Source organism: Pedobacter sp. AC464 (assembly GCF_979253075.1).
In genome coordinates this window covers 557,712-573,932 of sequence record NZ_CEEDBV010000002.1, presented here as the reverse complement: position 1 = coordinate 573,932, position 16,221 = coordinate 557,712, and the positions used below count along the sequence as shown (strand labels likewise).

Annotated in this window: 14 protein-coding genes; 8 read left to right on the top strand and 6 right to left on the bottom strand. The window is 38.4% G+C overall.

Translation table 11 applies throughout. The annotated features are described in order from the left end of the window. Position 1: 1 nt before the first annotated feature. Positions 2–2,026 carry a putative porin gene (locus AC0IWT_RS13180; protein WP_471797515.1) on the top strand — a complete coding sequence of 675 codons (2,025 nt, stop codon included), beginning with the start codon at positions 2–4 and terminating at the stop codon, positions 2,024–2,026. A 55-nt stretch (positions 2,027–2,081) separates the two neighbouring features. Here the strand turns inward: AC0IWT_RS13180 and AC0IWT_RS13175 are convergent, their stop codons facing one another. Both AC0IWT_RS13175 and AC0IWT_RS13170 read right to left on the bottom strand, forming a co-directional pair. Then, positions 2,082–2,774: a porin family protein gene (locus AC0IWT_RS13175; RefSeq protein ID WP_056869790.1), complete on the bottom strand. Its 693-nt coding sequence runs from the start codon at positions 2,772–2,774 to the stop codon at positions 2,082–2,084. A 274-nt stretch (positions 2,775–3,048) separates the two neighbouring features. Beyond that, on the bottom strand, positions 3,049–4,290 hold the full coding sequence (locus AC0IWT_RS13170) for an asparagine synthetase B (RefSeq protein WP_471797514.1): 1,242 nt from the start codon (positions 4,288–4,290) through the stop codon (positions 3,049–3,051). 162 nt (positions 4,291–4,452) lie between these two features. Here AC0IWT_RS13170 and AC0IWT_RS13165 point away from each other — a divergent pair, with 162 nt between their 5' ends. Beyond that, positions 4,453–4,911 (top strand): peptidylprolyl isomerase, encoded by a 459-nt coding sequence (locus AC0IWT_RS13165; RefSeq protein ID WP_471797513.1) that lies wholly within the window; start codon positions 4,453–4,455, stop codon positions 4,909–4,911. A gap of 145 nt (positions 4,912–5,056) precedes the next feature. Beyond that, the gene (locus AC0IWT_RS13160) at positions 5,057–5,608 is read left to right on the top strand and encodes a DUF5606 family protein (RefSeq protein WP_056869791.1); all 552 of its coding nucleotides are present in this window, start codon (positions 5,057–5,059) and stop codon (positions 5,606–5,608) included. 67 nt (positions 5,609–5,675) lie between these two features. On the opposite strand, the gene AC0IWT_RS13155 is transcribed toward AC0IWT_RS13160, so the two are convergent. Together AC0IWT_RS13155 and rlmH are read right to left on the bottom strand one after the other, a co-directional pair. Next, entirely contained in the window at positions 5,676–5,801 is a 126-nt protein-coding gene (locus AC0IWT_RS13155) for a hypothetical protein (RefSeq protein WP_255352773.1), read from the bottom strand. Between the two features lie 56 nt (positions 5,802–5,857). After that, a complete protein-coding gene (rlmH, locus tag AC0IWT_RS13150; RefSeq protein ID WP_471797512.1) occupies positions 5,858–6,331 on the bottom strand; it encodes a 23S rRNA (pseudouridine(1915)-N(3))-methyltransferase RlmH in 474 nt (157 codons plus the stop codon). Between the two features lie 109 nt (positions 6,332–6,440). Here rlmH and AC0IWT_RS13145 point away from each other — a divergent pair, with 109 nt between their 5' ends. From AC0IWT_RS13145 to AC0IWT_RS13135, 3 genes are read left to right on the top strand one after another with little or no spacing between them, the layout of a single operon-like run. Then, a complete protein-coding gene (locus tag AC0IWT_RS13145; protein ID WP_471797511.1) occupies positions 6,441–8,255 on the top strand; it encodes a MutS-related protein in 1,815 nt (604 codons plus the stop codon). A gap of 60 nt (positions 8,256–8,315) precedes the next feature. Further along, positions 8,316–9,653, top strand: coding sequence for a GH1 family beta-glucosidase (locus tag AC0IWT_RS13140; RefSeq protein WP_471797510.1), 1,338 nt, complete (start codon positions 8,316–8,318; stop codon positions 9,651–9,653). A 45-nt stretch (positions 9,654–9,698) separates the two neighbouring features. Beyond that, positions 9,699–10,100, top strand: a complete 402-nt coding sequence (locus AC0IWT_RS13135) for a hypothetical protein (RefSeq protein WP_471797509.1) — start codon at positions 9,699–9,701, stop codon at positions 10,098–10,100. A gap of 119 nt (positions 10,101–10,219) precedes the next feature. On the opposite strand, the gene AC0IWT_RS13130 is transcribed toward AC0IWT_RS13135, so the two are convergent. Then, positions 10,220–12,499, bottom strand: a complete 2,280-nt coding sequence (locus AC0IWT_RS13130) for an aconitate hydratase (RefSeq protein ID WP_471797508.1) — start codon at positions 12,497–12,499, stop codon at positions 10,220–10,222. Between the two features lie 238 nt (positions 12,500–12,737). Then, a complete protein-coding gene (locus tag AC0IWT_RS13125; RefSeq protein ID WP_471797507.1) occupies positions 12,738–13,364 on the bottom strand; it encodes a polysaccharide deacetylase family protein in 627 nt (208 codons plus the stop codon). Positions 13,365–13,435: 71 nt separating this feature from the next. Between AC0IWT_RS13125 and AC0IWT_RS13120 the strand changes: the two genes are divergently transcribed. Next, positions 13,436–14,794 carry a TolC family protein gene (locus AC0IWT_RS13120; RefSeq protein WP_056870242.1) on the top strand — a complete coding sequence of 453 codons (1,359 nt, stop codon included), beginning with the start codon at positions 13,436–13,438 and terminating at the stop codon, positions 14,792–14,794. Between the two features lie 30 nt (positions 14,795–14,824). Beyond that, positions 14,825–16,168, top strand: a complete 1,344-nt coding sequence (locus AC0IWT_RS13115) for an efflux RND transporter periplasmic adaptor subunit (RefSeq protein WP_471797506.1) — start codon at positions 14,825–14,827, stop codon at positions 16,166–16,168. Positions 16,169–16,221 lie beyond the last annotated feature (53 nt).

The following is a 16,221-nucleotide window of genomic DNA, read 5'->3' as shown; positions in this document are numbered from 1 at the left end:
GATGGGTAAAGTTGTTCAAATCTGTCTTTTAATCTTAATACTTTCTGGTGTTGATAAAGCCTTTGGGCAAGATTTAAAAACCACTGTTGGTAATAACAAGGAACTCGATTCTTTAAGAAAAAAAGAAGAAGGCGCAAAAGACTCCATTGTCTATAATGCAAAATATATCCGGTTTACAAAACTTTCGCTTAGTAAAGACAGTATTGTTCTGTTGCCGCTTGATACCTCGACGGTAAATATCCAAAATTATAGTCCGCTGATGCAGCCTAAACACCCAACGATTACAACGGGTAATATGGGGCAGGTTGCGAGGCCACTTTTATACGAACCCTCCAAAAGGATTGGTTTTGATGTAGGTTTTCATTCGCTCGATTACTATGCCTTAACGCCTGAAGACATCATCTATTATCAGGCACGTTCGCCTTTTACAAGCCTGTATTTAATTAGCGCCGGACAAAAAGAGCAACTTTTTCGCGGCATCCATAGTCAGAATATTAAGAAGAACTGGAATGCAGGCTTTAATTTTAACCGAATGGATTCACGTGGTTTTTACAGCCGGCAACGTGGTGACAATTTAAACATCGCAGTTTTTAGCTGGTATCAATCGCCAAGCAAGCGGTATAACATGTGGGCCTCTGCCATTTTTAACACGTTGAGGGCATACGAAAATGGTTCGGTAACTACAGATTCCACTATATTTAATTCTGGTTACGATAAAATTTCCAGAGATGCCGAGGCTGTCAGACTAAGGTCTGCCAGAAACCTTTTCCGTAAAAATACCATATTCTTAAAGCAAACATATTATGTGGGGCGAATAGATAGTTCCAATACAGTTAATGGCTCTGTTGTGCCAACTAACAAAATATCTTACACAATAGAATACAACAATGATAGTTATGACTTTAGTAAAGAGGAATCTGACGACAACACCGTAATTCCGAGGGCATTACGAAAAAGTGATAATATCGTAGATGCATCGTTCACCAATGATTCATCACATGTTCAGCATATAAAAAATGAGTTTCTATATAGTTTCTTTTTAAGGCCGAAAAACTCATCTGTTATTAAAAATGAGTTGAAGTTAGATGCAGGAATTAAGCACGACTATTACAACTACCACACAATTGGTCTTCGATCAAGCGGAGCAAGGTATGAGGATGCCTCATCGAGTTTTCAAAACATCAGTTTGCTAGGAAACTTGGGTTATCGCTTTACAACTAATATCGATTTAAATCTAGATGTGCAGCAGATATTTCAGGGAAGAAATGCAGGCGATTTTCTCTACGAAGCCAAAAGTAAAATTGCTTTAGGTAAAACCATCGGAAGAATTGAGCTTGGTGCTTACCTTCAAAACCAATCGCCATCGGCAATCTTCGGTGCCTACAATGGCAACCATTTCTCGTGGAATGATCAAGGTTTGAAAAATGTTAAAGTAGCCAATTTATCATTCGGTTACATTAATGATAAACTAATGCTCCAGGCTGGCGCAAGCTACTTTTTAACCAGCAACTACCTTTACTTTGGCACTACAATTAAAGGAATTAACGATGTTGGAATAAAGCCTCTTCAGGAAAGTTCGGATATCAATTTAATAAGGCTGGATGTTTCCAAAAAGTGGCGTTTCGGAAAATTTGCCCTTGAAAATTACCTTGCATATCAAAAAACGGATAATGGCAGTGTTTTAAGAACGCCAGAGTTTTACACCTACAATAGTGTGTATTTTGATATAACTTTTTTTAAGGTATTGAAAACGAACATCGGTTTTGATGTAAGGTACAACACCGCTTATGCAAATTATTCTTATTCGCCGGCTTTATCGCAATTTTATGTAGGCGAGGAAAGTGTCTTGAAATCAACTCCTGTGGTGGATTTCTTTTTGAAAGCAAACTTAAAGCGGGCTAACATTTTTGTTAAATACGATTACCTGAATCAGGGTTTGCTCTCGCCGGGCTATTTTACCGTTAACAGATACCCAATGCCAGATGCACTTCTGAAATTTGGCGTTACCTGGAACTTTTATGATTAAAAAAAAGGCGTTCTGAAATTCAATTCAGCACGCCTTTTTTTATTAGAGGGATTTTCTAGAATGAATATCCAACTGAGAAACCTAATACACGGTTTCTTAATTTCACGTCGTTTGTTCTAGAATCCGAAGGAATTAAATTAGATAAACCCAAGCCATAGTTTGCGCCCACTAAAATTCCTGAGTTTGTACGGTAAGCTAAACCAAAGTTTGCACCAAAGTCTATACTGCTTAAATCATCAGAAGTTTCGCTACCGAAATTTAAATCTCTATCAGTAAAAGTTGAGGATGCAGTTCCTGCATTAGTATAACTTCCTGAGTATTTGTTTTTTCCAGAAATGTTGAAGCCAACATATGGTCCTGCACTAACCTGAATTGCACCAGCATCACCTGTAGGGATTCTTACCACGGCATTAACTGGAACTTCAATAGCCATTACATCTTGTTTAAATGTTCCGGTAGTTGTTGTTCCGGCAATGGTACCCGAGCTTTCTAACTTAGCACCTTTGTTTTGCAAGGAAACACCTGGCTGAATGAAGAAATTGTTTCCGATGCCAAAATCGCCGAAAGCGGTAACGTTATAACCAACGTTATTTTTGTAGTCTAAATCTGCTACACCTGTTCCACTATAAGTTGATAAGTTTACACCAGCTTTCAATCCAAACCTTGCAGAAGAACCGCTCATTGTAGTTTGTGCAAATGCACCTGTTGATAATAATAGAACGCTCGCACCAATTAGTAACTTTTTCATAATATTTTTCTTTTAAGTAAAGAATCTAGTTTATAATTATCGGCCAATGGCCATTTGTTAATTACAAGCCTCTTTCCAAAAGCTGTGCCAAAGTATTGTTTACGTTACATTGGTGTTTTCTAAATCGTTGATATACAGCGGTGTTTTTTATTGATTTCGGGTATAAAGCCCCGGCAGACGTAGGCCACATCAAATCTCTTTAGCTGTATAGATTAAAGGATAGTAGCGTTTTCAGGAATGATTTTAACAGGTTTTCTTAATCAAAGAGAGCAAACTATGTTTTCTGAGGCTTTTTCTTAGCTGCAGGAAACAGCACATTATTCAGTATTAAACGGTAGCCCGGCGAGTTCGGGTGAAGATTTAAATCAGTTGGCGGATCGCCAACGGCATGTTGATAATCCTCAGGATCGTGCCCACCGTAAAATGTAAACTGGCCTTTTCCAATCTCACCATGCAAATACCTAACCTCTGCGGCGCCTTTATTTTCCCCCAAAACCGTTACGCTGGTTTTAACCAGCCCTTTTTTAAAGGCAGTAGTTTGCCCCATAAAACCTTTAATTACCTTATCATGGTTTTGAGTAAGCATGGTTGGAACTAAATCCCATTTGGCAGAAAAATCAAAAAGGGTGAAGTAATCATTCGATTGGTTCAAACCCCTGCTGTTTGTTACGTCGATATCCGAAAATTCATAATTCATCGGGTTGTTATCGAGCTTAAAGTTTTGGAAAGCCATCGTTTTATTAAAATCAAGCTTAGATTGTGCGTTCGGGTCTGCGGGGTCTCCGTCAAACATGGTGGCACAGATGTCTACACCATCGGCTGCAAGTGCAATATCGAAACTGTCGGTTCCCGAGCACATGGCAAATAAAAATCCGCCACCTGCGCAATATTCTTTTATGTGTTTGGCCACAGCCAGTTTCATTTCCGAAACTTTTTTATAACCCATGCGCCTGGCTAAGGCTTCCTGATTTTTAACGTCATCCTGATACCAGTTTGCGTACCTGAAAGAAGCGTAAAAACGCCCATACTGCCCTGTAAAATCTTCATGGTGCAGGTGTAGCCAGTCGTATTTGCTTAGTTTGTCCTGCAGAATATCGTCGTCGTAAATTACGTCGTAAGGTATTTCGGCATAAGTTAAAACAAGGGTTACTGCGTCATCCCAGGGCAATTTGCTTTTTGGGGAATAAACAGCGATTTTAGGCGTTTTTTCGAGCTTTACCATCTCCATGTTTACCGATGGGTCGCTTATCTCATTCAACAGATTTACTACTTTTCCATCTGCTAAAACCTCGTATGATACACCTCTGATTTTCAGTTCATCCTCAACGCTTTTATTATATTTGATAAGAAAACTCCCGCCGCGGTAGTTTAACAACCAGTCTACCTCAAGTTGTTTACTTATTGTCCAATAGGCAATTCCATAGGCTTTTAAGTGATTTTTCTGGTCTTCATCCATAAAAACTAAAATAGATGATGCCTTGGCGCAAATGCTCAAAAGCAGACAAAAAATCAACATGCAATATTTTTTTCGAATCGCCATAATTACATAAAACACTAAAATACCTGATTTAGTCTGTTTACAAAAATTTAATCGTGTTATAAGTAATGTAATTTTGTTATTTTTGCGGTTCATTAAAAAATTTGAAAACTTTTAATGGCTGTAAAAAAATATATTGATATGAGTAAAGCAATAATAAAAACTGAAAAAGGTAATATGACTGTTGAGTTCTTTGAAAAAGATGCTCCTAAAGCAGTTGCAAACTTCAAAAAATTGGCGAACGAAGGCTTTTACGACGGCGTAACTTTTCACCGTGTAATTCCTGATTTTATGGTTCAAACGGGTTGCCCGAATTCTAAGGATGGCGCAACAGGAATGCCTGGTACAGGTGGTCCGGGTTATAAAATCGATTGCGAATTAGATGGCGAAAACCAATACCATGATCGTGGTGTGTTATCAATGGCACATGCTGGTCGTAACACTGGTGGTTCTCAGTTTTTTATCTGCCACAGCAGAACAAACACGGCACATTTAGATCGTAACCATACTGTATTTGGTAAAGCGGTTGAAAATGTTGAACTTGTTGATGATATCCGCCAGGGCGATAAAATTTTAGGAGTAGAAATAATCGAAGATTAGTACAAACCCGAGATGTGGGATTTCAAATCAGCATAGTTTAGTGCCGATTTGAATCTCTTTCTCATTTAAATAAATAGACAATAGATTTGAAATTCAGGGTGGTGTTTACGCATGCTTTGTGTTCAAATCTCACATCTCAAAATATATGAATTTAAGAGGAATAGTTGCCGTTTCCGGCAGACCAGGTTTATTTAAACTTGTTGGACAAAATAAAGTAGGTTACATTTTAGAAGGTTTAGACGCTCAAAAACTTAAAGTTGTAGCCAACATTACAAATACAAAACTGGCTTCGCTGGAAGATATTACGGTTTACGGCGAAGATGAAGAAATTAAGCTAGTAGATGTTTTTACCAAAATTTCGGCAAAAGGAACAACTCCTGATACCAAAGCTGATACCGCAACTTTACGTGCTTACTTTAATGAGGTAGCGCCGGGCCATGATGAAGATAAAGTTTACGCTTCTGATATGAAGAAAATTATCGGCTGGTATAACATTATTAAGGATTTGCCTCTGTTTACGGAAGATACGCCTGATACACAAGGCTCGCCTGCTGAAGTTAAACTAGCTGAGGAAAAGGCTGCAGCTGATAAAAAGCAGAAAGCTACAGGTTCAAAGGCATCAGCAAGTGCTAAAGCAACTACAAAAACGTCTGCGCCTGCTAAAAAAGCAAGCATGACGAGTAAAAAAGGAGTTTAGTGACAATAAAATTTAAAACACCGGTGAAAACCGGTGTTTTTTTTTACTTTTTTTTGCAGGCTTACGCTTAAAAGAAGTAATAAATAATTGCACAGATCACTAACGCACCAATAATACTCACCCAAAGGTATTTATCTGCATTTCCCTGGCGGCTCTTAAATTTATACTGCCGTTTATATTTATCTAAAATCATAATCTTTTTATTTAACGATGAAAAGAAATTCTTATTTCCATAAGCAATCATGTTTCTTAGGCATGATGATATGGCTCTCCCTTTAAAATACTGAAACCCCGGTATAACTGTTCAACAAAAAATAACCTAATCATTTGATGCGAAAAAGTCATGTCCGACAGGGATATTAAACCATTTGCTCTTTTGTAAATAGCATCATCAAAACCGTAAGGGCCACCAATTATAAATATCAGGTGCTGAACGCTTCCAATCATCTGTTTATTAAGGTACGCAGAAAATTCAACAGAACTATACTTTTTACCTTTCTCATCCAATAAAATAACAACATCACCGTTATTAATTTGTTTTTGCAACAGCTCTGCTTCCTTCGTTTTTTGTTGGGCTTCCGAAAGGTTTTTTACGTTTTTCACATCAGGAATCGCCAGAAAATTAAAATTGATGTAGTGCTTTAAACGGCTTATATATTTATCAATTCCTTCAATTAAATATTTATCTTCTGTTTTGCCAATGGCGATAAGGGTAATCTTCATTATTTACCGGTTATAATCCTTCTCTTGAAGTTGCAAACTTAGATAAAAATGTACGAACAAAATAAATCATCATCTGCTTTAATATCTTTACAAAAATAAAATATACGGGATGTCTCAAACTGACGAACAAATACGAGCAGATTACCTACAGAAAGTTGATGATGCCACGAAACAGATTGGCGAAACGAAAACGCTTATCGACCGACTGTCGCTGGTTAGAATCGGTTTGTTTTTAGTTGAAATTTTGCTTTTTGTATTGCTCTTAAATTCTCCGGATAATGGTCTGAGAACTTTAATTCAAATATGTTTGGTTATTCCTGTTTTAGGTTTTGTATTTATTGTTCGCCGCCAAAGCAGGCTCGACAAAAAGCTAAGTTTCGAAAAAAAACTTCTTTGGGTTTTCCAAAACGAACTCAACATTTTAAACGGATTGGAAAATGGTTATGATAATGGCCAGCGTTTCCAGTCAGATTTACATCCGTATTCTTCTGATTTGGATATTTTTGGAAACTCCTCTTTATTTGCCCTGGCGAACCGTTGTAGCACAAAAACAGGAAACGAAACATTAGCTGCGGTTTTTTCTCAGTTAAAAACGGTTGATGAAATTAACCTTCGTCAGGATGCGGTAAAGGAAATGGCAGCTATAACAGATAAAACTTTTGAATTCCGAGCACATCTGTTAGGTTATGATGCAGAAAAAATTGAGTTAATTACAGAACAACTCTCGAATAAACTGGCAAGCCTCTTAACCTTTACAAATAATACTTTTTTTAGGTTTTATGTTTCACTGGTTCCATTCTTAACAATTTTTTCATTGTCGGCCGGAATAATTTACGGAGGGATTTTCTGGAAATTATTTGCTTTTTCATTTTTTGCACATATCGGTTGGAATTCTTTTTTCAGCAAAAAAATAGATCTTGTTTTTTATAGCTTCAGTGGCAGCTCTAGCTTGTTAAACGAATATTCAAAAGCAATTAAATGGACTGAAAGCCAGCGCTGGGAAAGTGCCTTTTTTTCAGAACTTTCGTCAATTAATTTAACGGTTAGCAAAGAAATAAATAGCCTTTCAAAAATTATCCAAAATTTTGATTCACGTTTAAATTTAATGATTGGAAGTCTGTTAAATGCATTGTTCTTATGGGATTTCAGATACTGCATTCAGCTTGAAAAATGGCTTAAAAGTTCGTCAGAAAACGTAAGCTCATCACTAAGCAATTTGGGTCATTTTGAAGAAATCATTTCCCTGGCAACATTAACTTATAATTCGCCTTCATGGACATTCCCTAAAATTGAGCAGGCCTTTTCGCTTTCTGCAACTTCGTTAGGGCACCCTTTAATTAAGCTTCCTCTTCGGGTGGTTAACGATTTTAGCTTTGAAAAAATTCCAACAGTCGATATCATTACAGGCTCTAACATGGCGGGTAAAAGCACTTTTCTTCGCACAGTCGGCATAAATATGGTTTTGGCCTACTCTGGCGCTGCCGTTTGCGCCACAGATATGAAGCTTTCGATTTTCGCGTTAAACACTTACATGAGAATTAAGGATTCGTTAAACGAGAGTACATCTACTTTTAAGGCAGAATTAAATCGTTTAAAAATGATTTTAATGAATGTAAAACGAAATGAAAATACCTTTGTTCTTATAGACGAGATGTTGCGGGGAACAAATAGCCGCGATAAATATTTAGGTTCGAAGGTTTTTATCGAAAAGCTATTGGATTTAAAAAGAGCGGCACTGTTTGCTACGCATGATTTGCAGTTGGCAGATATGCAGCTGGAACATGAAGGTGCTTTACGTAATTTTCATTTTGATATATCGATTATTGACGGCAACATGCAGTTTGATTACAAACTTAAAACCGGACCCTGCGCTACATTTAATGCCGCAATATTATTGAAAGAGATTGGCCTTGCACTTGATTAGCCAATAAAATTAATGTTGTGTTAATATTAGGTTTGCATCTTGGATCGTTAATACATGGACATGGTCAAATCAACTGATTTTGGTAATGATTTTTTATGGGGCGTTGCAACTGCGGCAGCCCAGATAGAAGGGGCGTCAGATTATTACGGAAAAGGTCCATCCATTTGGGATACATTTTCTACCAAAAGCGGCAAGATAAAGAAAGGCCACAAACCCAATGTTGCCTGTGATTTTTACCATCGGTTTCGTGAAGATATCGCTTTGGTAAAGCTTCTTGGTTTCAAAGTTTTCAGGTTTTCAATTGCCTGGTCGAGGATTTTACCTTTTGGAAAAGGAGAGATTAATCCCGAAGGCATCAGGTTTTACCACAACGTTATTGATGAATGCCTGCAACATGGTATCATACCCTACATAACCTTATACCACTGGGATTTGCCACAAGCTTTAGAAGAGGAGGGCGGCTGGACAAGCTTTAGCATCAATGCTGCTTTTAACGCGTTTGTAAGCATTTGCGCTACAGCATATGGCGACAAAGTAAAGAACTGGATTGTAATTAACGAACCTTTCGGATATACTTCTTTAGGCTACATGCTGGGTGTGCATGCTCCCGGTAAAACTGGTTTAACAAATTTCTTTTCTGCGGTACACCACACAGCCCTGGCGCAAGCAGAAGGGGGCAAAATTTTACGTGCCGAAATTAGTCAGGCAAATATTGGTACAACTTTTTCCTGTTCAGAAATTCTGCCTTACACGCAAAGCGACAATGATATTTTGGCTTCGAAAAGAGTCGATTGCCTGATGAACAGACTTTTTGTAGAACCTAGTCTCGGCCTTGGCTTTCCAACAGAAAATTGGGACGTACTCGAAAAGTTTCAGATTGAATATGGAACGTGGCGACATACAGAGCGCTATAAATTTGATTTCGATTTTATCGGTTTACAGAACTACTTTCCGCTAACAGTTAAATACAATGCTTTTATACCTGTAATCCAGGCTTGGGAAGTTAAGGCGAAAAGCAGAAAAAAAGCGCACACGGCTATGGGCTGGGAAATTAATGCAGAGAGTTTTTACAACATTATTAAACAGTTTTCATCGTACCAGGGCATTAAGAATATAATTATAACAGAGAACGGTGCTGCTTACCACGATAAATTAATGGATGGACATGTTAATGATGTTGAGCGCATAGCGTATTTTCAGCTGTATCTTGCAGCTTTACTGAGGGCAAAAAACGATGGCATGCCTGTTAAAGGTTACATGGCCTGGACATTAATGGATAATTTTGAATGGGCCGAAGGTTTTACCGCAAGGTTTGGACTTATTTACAATGATTTTAAAACTCAGGAGCGAACCATAAAGGATTCCGGATATTGGTGGCAGGAATTTTTGAAACGATAGGCTGTAGCGTTTGCTTTCACGTTTTCGTTTTGAGTAAAACACACCATGAACAACTATTCCCTTATAATCGTTACGATTTTCTTTTCTGCTATAGTAACCTTTCAAAGCTGCAAAGACGGCAACTTAAACAGCTCAACTAAAAATGCTGATGAAAAAGAACTCAAAACCTTACTAAATGAAATCGAAAGTTTGACGGCTGAAGTATCTTGTAATGATCCATCAAACTGGCGTTTCGTTCCAATCGGTTCAAAACCTTGTGGCGGTGCAACGCATTTCGTTTTATATTCCCTTGATATCGATACAAAGCTCTTTCTTCAAAAAGTATCAGAATATACGGAGAAGCAAAGAGCGTTTAATGTGAAGTATCAAATTTCGTCAGATTGTAGTACTATTATTCCGCCGAAATCTATTGCTTGTATCGCCGAAAAAGCAACATTGGTTTACTGAAAAAAGCTTATTAGCACGATGAATTTCGCAAAGGATAAAAACATTTTGCTGCTGTAAAAAAGAAATCCCGTTTCGAAATTAATCAAAACGGGATTTCGTAAGCAAATTAAGTTTTGCGCTTAGCCTTGTGCTTTAAGTGCAGCTTCTCTTCTGATGATATTTAGAGCACCACCTGCAACAAACCATTCAATTTGCTGTGCATTGTAACTGTGGTTAACCGGGAATTGCTCCTCGGTACCATCTGCATGGTGCAATACCAATGTTAATGGTTTATCTGGTGCAAATTCTGTTAGGCCTAAAATATCAATTGTATCATCTTCTAAAATCTTATCGTAATCTTCTTTATTGGCAAACGTTAAGCCCAACATACCTTGTTTTTTAAGGTTAGTTTCATGGATACGGGCGAAAGATTTAACCAAAACAGCACGAACACCCAAATGGCGAGGTTCCATAGCTGCGTGTTCACGAGATGAACCTTCACCGTAGTTTTCATCGCCAACTACAATAGAACCGATACCTGCAGCTTTGTAATCACGTTGCGTTGCTGGAACTGGTCCATATTCGCCGGTTAATTCGTTTTTAACATTATCAGTTTTATCGTTGAAGTAGTTTACCGCACCGATTAACATGTTGTTAGAAATGTTATCCAAGTGGCCACGGAATTTTAACCATGGGCCAGCCATAGAGATGTGATCCGTTGTACACTTTCCTTTTGCTTTAATTAGCAGTTTCAAACCCTTAAGGTCTGTGCCTTCCCAAGGTGTAAAAGGGTCTAACAATTGTAAGCGGTGTGAAGTTGGAGAAACCAAAACCTGAACCGATGAACCATCGGCAGCGGGCGCCTGGAAACCGGCATCTTCCACAGCAAAACCTTTAGTAGGCAATTCATCACCCGTTGGTGGGTCTAATTTAACCTGCTCACCTTTGTCATTTGTTAAAGTATCTGTTAGCGGATTAAAACCTAAATCTCCGGCAATCGCAATTGCCGCTACCATTTCTGGCGAAGCTACGAAAGCGAAAGTGTTCGGGTTACCGTCTGCACGTTTCGCAAAGTTCCTGTTAAATGAATGAACGATGGTGTTTTTTTCTGCTTTCTCGGCACCTGTTCTGTCCCACATACCAATACATGGTCCGCAGGCATTGGTGAAAATAGTCGCATTTAAATCTTCGAAAGTTTTCAAATAGCCATCGCGGTTGGCGGTATAGCGCACCTGTTCAGAACCAGGATTGATACCAAAATCCGCTTTAGTTTTTAAACCTTTGGAAATGGCCTGGTTAGCAATGGATGCTGCTCTCGATAAATCTTCATATGATGAATTGGTACAAGAACCAATTAAGCCCCACTCAACTTTTAAAGGCCAGCCATTTTTTTCGGCCTCTACCTTCATTTGTGATACCGGAGTAGCCAAATCGGGTGTAAAAGGACCGTTCAAATATGGTTCTAAGGTATTTAAATCAATTTCGATAACCTGATCGAAATAGTTTTCAGGATCTGCATAAACTTCTGCATCACCTGTTAAATATTCTTTGATTTTATTAGCTTCATCGGCAACTTCGTTACGGTCTGTAGAACGTAAATAGCGTTCCATGCTTTCATCATAACCAAATGTAGAAGTAGTAGCACCAATTTCGGCACCCATGTTACAAATAGTTCCTTTACCAGTACAGCTCAGGTTAATAGCACCATCGCCAAAATATTCTACAATTGCACCAGTACCACCTTTTACGGTTAAGATACCGGCAACTTTTAAAATAACATCCTTCGCAGCGGTCCAACCGTTTAGTTTACCAGTTAATTTTACACCGATTAATTTTGGAAATTTAAGTTCCCAAGGCAATCCAGCCATTACGTCACAAGCATCAGCACCACCAACGCCAATCGCAACCATACCTAAACCGCCTGCATTAACCGTATGTGAGTCGGTTCCAATCATCATTCCACCAGGGAAAGCATAATTTTCTAATACAACCTGGTGGATGATTCCAGCGCCTGGTTTCCAGAAACCGATACCATATTTATTTGATACAGAAGATAAAAAGTCGAATACTTCAGCACTTTCTGTTCTTGCATGAGGCAAATCTATTGCAGCACCTTCTTTCGCCGTAATTAAGTGATCGCAGTGAACTGTTGAAGGCACTGCTACCTGAGGCCGACCAGCTTGCATAAATTGTAAAAGAGCCATCTGCGCAGTCGCATCCTGCATCGCAACGCGATCTGGTGCAAAATCTACGTAATCTGTTCCCCGAGAAAATGCTTTTTTAGGATCGCCGTCCCAAAGGTGAGCATACAATATTTTTTCAGATAATGTTAAAGGTCTGCCAACTATTTTGCGGGCCGCATCTACACGAGGGCCGAAGTTTGCATAAACCTTTTTAATCATGTCTATATCAAAAGCCATCGATTTATTGGTTAAAAGGTAATACTTCTATTCTAATAGGTGCGAATTTACAAAAAAAATGAACCTGTTACAGTCATAGGAGGATCATTGTATTATTTATTATTGTTCTAAATAGATCGCTTCGTCAATTGTTCAATTGCGGACTATCCTGTTCATTTACGAACACATGCTGGGTGGTTGCAAACGTTAACCAATTGTATATTAGCCGATTAGGTTTTGGGGCTTAGTTGGCATTACTTTAGCTTTCGTCCAATGATGCAAACTGAAAACCTTTTTCTGAAAAATATTTTAAAACGAGGGGCAAAGCGTATTTTAAACGGTCGAAAGCTTTCAAGCTATCATGAAAAACGACAATTGAACCATTTCGGGCATTGTTGATTACGTTTTGGTAACATTTTTCGGGAGCGAGGGTTAGGTCGAAATCGCCACTTAATGTATCCCACATAACGATATTTAGTTTTGGGATATGAGATTTGAGAAGCTTAATTTGCGACTTTTTTATTCTTCCGTACGGAGGCCTGAATAAATTAGTTTTAGTAAGCTGCTGGCACTGTAAGGCATTTTGGATGTAGCTTTCGTTGTCGGTTATCCAGCCTTTAAGGTGGTTGAAAGTATGGTTTCCGATAGCATGACCGTCTTTTGTTAGTCGCTTGAAGACATCAGGATGCTTGATAATATTATCGCCAATACAAAAAAAAGTCGCTTTGGCATTGAAGACTTTTAAAGTTTTTAAAACAAAATCTGTAACATTGGGTATGGGTCCATCGTCAAAGGTTAAATAAATAACTTTTTCGTTTCGGGATTTATTCCATAACAAAGATGGGTAATACCATTTAAGCAGAAGCGGCGATTTTACCAGGTACATTACGCCAAAGTTAGTAATTGCCCGGACACATTGAAATTATTGAAGTTGTTTATATAGATTTGAAACAAATTATGAAGATGTTTACCCAAACAAAGTTTTTTACCTGCACTACATTGTTAATTGCTTTAGGCTGTAGTCAAATTGTTAACGCCCAGCAAGTAATTACCATACAACAGGCTGTTGATAATACCCTAAATAATAATCTTACCATAAAGCAGGCCCAATTTAGCGCTGCAATAACCGACGAAAATTTAACGCAATCTAAATATGCTCTTTACCCAAATTTAAACGCAAGCATCAATCCAAACTTAACATTTGGACGTGGTTTGGATCAAACAACTTTCCAGGTTACCAATCAAACATCTTTATTTACAAGCGGAAATTTAAGCACCAACGTCGACCTCTTTCGCGGATTTGAAAAAGTAAACCAGATTAGACAGAATAAGTTGCTTTTAGCTGCAGACCAAACAAATGTTGATAAGGTTAAAAACGACTTGATTTTGAATGTTGTTACTGCCTATCTTCAGGTGTTGTACAATACTGACCTGGAACGGGCGTCGAAAGAGCAGCTGGAAATCGCAAACAAAACCCTGACCAGAGAAAACGCCTTGCTTGACGCCGGAAACAAAACCCTTGCTGATATTTCGCAAGCCAAATCGCAGGTAGCCATAGCAGAGCTGAATTTAACAAACGCACAAAATGCACTGTCAATTTCTTACCTAACTCTAGGCCAGTTGATGGAAATGCAACCAAATCAACGTTTTGTGGTTCAGGCTCCTTTAATTGATAACGTTAAAGCGGCGCCATCAGCTGCAAGTCCTGAAGAGATTTACAATAATGCCCTGAGCATTTTTCCCGACATAAAATTAGCGAATCTACGTTCGGAGGCGGCAAAACAAGGGATAGCCGTAGCAAAAGGGGCTTACTCGCCATCCTTAAGTTTAGGCGCCGGCCTTAATACTTCATATTCATATCAGTTTAAATATAACGGGCAATTTCCACAATCGTCTTTCACCGACCAAATTAACCAGCGTTTGGGCCAAAGCATCGGTATGAGTTTGCAAATTCCAATTTTTAATGGCTTCAGTGCCCGCTCTACAGTGAGAAGAGCTAAAATAACTTACCAAAACAGTTTAACAACAGAGCAATTGGCCAAAAACAATTTAAATAAAGTTATCTTTCAGGCAACTACAGATTTAAAAGCCGCTCAGAGTCGGTATGGTTCTACACAAAATGCTTTTAATGCGCAAAAAGATGCTTTCTATGTAGTAGAGCAACGCTATAACGTAGGTTTAGTGAACTCGCTTGATTATAGTACGGCACAAACCAACAGAAATAAAGCTGAAATTGATTTTATCCAGGCAAAATACGACCTGTTATTTAGAGCTAAAGTAATTGACTATTATTTAGGCAAACAGATTACATTTTAATAACCAACAAACGAAATACAATAAAATATTATGAAACTGAAGCACATTTTAATTACCATTGGTGTTATCCTTGTTGTTCTAATCGGATTAAGACTTGCCGGTGTAATAGGCGGTAACAAAACTGAAAAGGTTACAACAGAGAAAGCATCTGATAGGACTGTTGTTGAAACAGTAACTGCCAGTGGTAAAATACAACCCGAAACAGAAGTGAAATTAAGCTCGGAGGTATCGGGTGAGGTGGTTGAACTAAAGGTAAAAGAAGGTGATATTGTAAAAGCCGGGCAATTACTTTGTAAAGTGAGACCAGATGTATTGCAATCGGGTTACGAAAGGACTGTAGCATCATTTAACGCTCAAAAAGCCAGTGTTGCAGCAGCTCAACAGCAGCTGATTCAAAACCAGGCTAATTTTGTTAATTCAGAAGCCACTTATAAGCGTAACGTAGAACTGTATAATAAAAAAGTGATTTCAGCTTCGGAGTTTGATGCCGCGAAAGCAGCTTACTTAACCGCAAAAGCAAATTTGGCCAGTGCTAAAGAAAATGTAACAGGTGCGAAATTTACGCTCGAACAAACCGGTGCAAACGTTAAAGAAGCTGGTGCAAACCTTGCAAAGACAACAATTTACGCTCCTGTAGATGGTGTAGTTTCAAAACTTTCCATCGAGCTGGGCGACCGTATTCTGGGTACATCTCAAATGGCTGGTACGGAGATTATGCGTATTTCAAACCTTTCATCAATGGAAGTAAATGTTGATGTAAATGAAAATGACATTACGCGTGTTAAAGTTGGCGACAAGGCTTCAATTGAAGTTGATGCGTTTTCTGATAAAAAATTTAGAGGTGAGGTTACCGAAATCGCAAGTTCGTCAACTGCTGTGGGTACCACAACTTCTACATCTGTAGATCAGGTTACAAACTTTTCTGTAAAAATCAGGATTACTGAAGAACTTGCCGGCAAACAACAATCTATCTTCCGCCCGGGCATGTCTGCAACTGTAGATATTGAAAGTGAATCGTTAAAAGGTTTAGCGGTGCCAATTCAAGCTGTATTTACAGATAACAAGAATAAATCTGCAGATGCTGGCGCATCATCGAATAACCAGGAAAATAACGACAAACAAAAATCAAAACTTACTGATAAAACCGTTAAACAGTTCGTTTATATTTATGATGCTGCAAGCAAAAAAGTTAAGCAGGCGGAAGTTACCACAGGAATTCAGAACGACCAGTTTATTATTGTGAAAAGTGGTGTTAAAGCCGGACAGGAAATTGTAACAGGACCTTACTCAGCCATTCAAAATAAGCTTAAAGACGGAATGGTTGTAGAAAAAACATCTAAAGACCAGTTATTTAGCAAAGACGCTAAGAAGTAGTGTTTAATTAGTCGCAAGAAAAACAGTAACTTGCAGTGGTTTGAGGTGTAAGG